The following is a 2,745-nucleotide window of genomic DNA, read 5'->3' on the forward strand; positions in this document are numbered from 1 at the left end:
TTCCTGCGTGCGCCGCTCGATGTCGGCCAGCTTTTCCGCCAGGGTGCTGTCGTCCGCAGCCTTGAGCTTCAACTCGTAAAGGGTCAGGCCCAGTTCGCGAAAAGCCAGGGTGTCCGCGTATTTGGTATGCGCCTTGTGTATGGCAAGCTCCACGCAGCCCACGCGATCCTGCTCACCCGTGCCGATAGCCACGGTGGCCCCGTCGCGCACAAAAATAACGGAATTGGAGGTCACGCCCGCCTCAACGGCCCAGGCAAAACGCAGGTCGTCCAGTTCCGCCGGGCTTGGCGCGCGCGCCGCCACGGAAAGGCCGTCCTTGGTGACGGCGGTGGCAGGCAAAAAATCGTCACAGGAAAGAACGCGGTTCACAAAAGATTTCTGCACCACAATGCCGCCGTCCGACAGGCTCTTGATGTCCAGAAAGGCAGACGAGGTCAGCTCTTCAAGCCGTCCCAGGCCGGGCAGTTCCATAATGCGCAGATTTTTTCGGCTTTTAAGAATCTCCACCGCGCCCTCTTCAAAGGCCGGAGCCGCCACCACCTCAAAATAGTTGGCAGCCACCATTTCCGCAGCCTCGCGGGTAAAGGGGCGGTTGACGACCACCGCGCCGCCGAAGGCGGCGATACGGTCGCACCAGAAGGCTTTTTCAAGAGCCGCGGCCACGCCGTCCTTGCTCCAGGCCGCGCCACAGGGATTGTTGTGCTTCAGAATGACGGCCGCCGGGCGGTCTGCAAGATACTGAAGGATATTGGCCCCGTTATCCACGTCCGTCAGATTGGTCTTGCCGGGGTGCTTGCCCGCCTGGATCATCTGTTCTTCAGTCAGGGCCGAAACAATGCCGTGCCCCGGACCCCGCCACTGGAGGCCGCCGCAAGTAATGGAACCTTCTTTCAGGGCGTAGAGGGCTGCGGGCTGATCGGGGTTTTCCCCGTAGCGCAGGCCCTTTTCCTCGCCGTCCAGCGTCCACACGCGTTTTTGGAACACGAGTTTTTCGTCGCCAAGAATGATGGTCATGGTTTCGGGAAAAGCGTCCTTGCGGACGGTGCTGTACATGGCCTTGAGATCCGACATGCTTGCCTCCAGATGTTCGCCGGTCAGGTAAGGGTTTTGCATAGCACAGAACAGACCGCCCCACCAGCCTAAATCAGCCTGCCGCGCGGCGCGCCGGGGGCTTTGCCGCTCGGACAGCGCCGCCTGCGCGTTGACGAAACACAGGTCAGGCCCTACATTGCCTTGTCGCCCAGGATTCACAAGACAGGTTGGCGCCCCCCGGCGCGCCCTGCACTTATCAGCGGAGGATATATGGAAAAACTGCTTGCCCGGCTGGCGCAGCAACTGGATACGATCGACGAAGCGTCCCTGATGTCGCTGTGGAGCAAATACGCCACCGTAAGCAGCCGCTTTGAGCCCACAAAAAAATGGGAAGAGGCGACGCTCATCTTTTCCCTGATTCAGGCCAAGCGCTGGAAAAACCAGCTTTTCAACTATCATTGGTCGCGTCAGAGTCAGGGGCGCGAGGGCCTTGCCCCGCAATTGCCCGGTCTTGCACCCGAATTTTCGCTGGAGACGCCGCAAAAAGAGGCCCCAGAGCAACGCTGCCGCGTTCTGAAGTTCCACCCTCTCAAAGGGGATGGCGAAGACGACAAGGCATAGCTGATCCGTCCGCAGCCCCGGCGGCCACGACCGCCCATGCCTGCAAAGCATGCGGGAAAGCGCCCGGGTGGCCGCAACCGGAAGCCGTCATATTTTCCGGCGCAGTCCCCTTGCCCCATGCCCTGCGTACGGTAGTATGCCGTTGGGGACATTTGACTTGCATTTGCATCCGAGATAGGTACCATGAAAGGCTTTGCGTCCTGCTTTCGGCAGTTTGACAAGGCGGTAACTTATCGCGCCTGAGGGCGCGTAACGCTTCCTTATGACAGTACGCCCCCCTGCGGCGGCGTTTCAGGCAGGTAAAATCATGGCGAATACGGTCATCATCGGCGCACAGTGGGGCGACGAAGGCAAAGGCAAAATCGTTGACATGCTGAGCGCCCAAAGCCGGGCCATTGTCCGTTTTCAGGGCGGCAACAATGCCGGACACACCATCAAGGTACAAGGCGAAGAAACCATCCTTCACCTTATCCCTTCGGGCATTCTGCACGCGGACAAAATGTGCCTCATAGGCAACGGCGTGGTGCTTGACCCGCACGTTTTTCTTGAAGAGGCGGACCACCTGGCCGCCAAGGGCGTGGACGTTTCTCCGGCCAGGCTCGGCATCAGCAAAAAGGCCCACCTTATCATGCCTTACCACAAAAGCCTGGACAAAGCCCGCGAAGCCAAACGCGCTTCACACAAGATAGGCACCACCGGACGCGGCATCGGCCCCTGCTACGAAGACAAGGCCGCCCGTGTGGGCCTGCGCGCAGGCGACCTGGCCTGCCCTGACCTTGTGAGGGCCAAGGTGGCCCACGCCCTGCAGGAAAAAAACACCCTGCTGCGCGACCTGTACAAATTTGATCCGCTGGACGAAGCCGCCGTCTGCGAAGATCTGCTGGCCCTCGCCCCGCGCCTGCTGCCCTACCTTACGGAAGTGGAAGACCACATCCAGAACATTCAGGCCCAGGGCGGAGACATTCTTTTTGAAGGCGCGCAGGGCATTCATCTGGATATCGACCACGGCACATATCCTTTTGTCACGTCCTCCAATACCGTGTCGGGCAACGCTTCCGCCGGCTGCGGCGTCGGCCCCTCGGCCATGCACCG

Annotated in this window: 3 protein-coding genes; 2 read left to right on the top strand and 1 reads right to left on the bottom strand. The window is 60.4% G+C overall.

The window, feature by feature from the left end; translation table 11 throughout:
- A partial coding sequence (locus V6C07_RS08945) for an IMP cyclohydrolase (protein ID WP_333536056.1) occupies positions 1 to 1,071 on the bottom strand: 1,071 nt, incomplete at its 3' end.
- Between the two features lie 231 nt (positions 1,072 to 1,302).
- Here V6C07_RS08945 and V6C07_RS08950 point away from each other — a divergent pair.
- A complete protein-coding gene (locus V6C07_RS08950) occupies positions 1,303 to 1,653 on the top strand; it encodes a hypothetical protein (protein WP_333536059.1) in 351 nt (116 codons plus the stop codon).
- A 307-nt stretch (positions 1,654 to 1,960) separates the two neighbouring features.
- A partial coding sequence (locus V6C07_RS08955) for an adenylosuccinate synthetase (RefSeq protein WP_333536062.1) occupies positions 1,961 to 2,745 on the top strand: 785 nt, incomplete at its 3' end.

Origin of the sequence: Desulfovibrio sp. 1214_IL3152, from assembly GCF_036763055.1 — a bacterium.
Lineage (GTDB): Bacteria > Desulfobacterota > Desulfovibrionia > Desulfovibrionales > Desulfovibrionaceae > Desulfovibrio.

Coding starts and splice junctions, on each gene's coding strand:
- V6C07_RS08950 (WP_333536059.1), top strand. CDS start 1,303: ATGGAAAAACTGCTTGCCCGGCTGGCGCAGCAACTGGATACGATCGAC.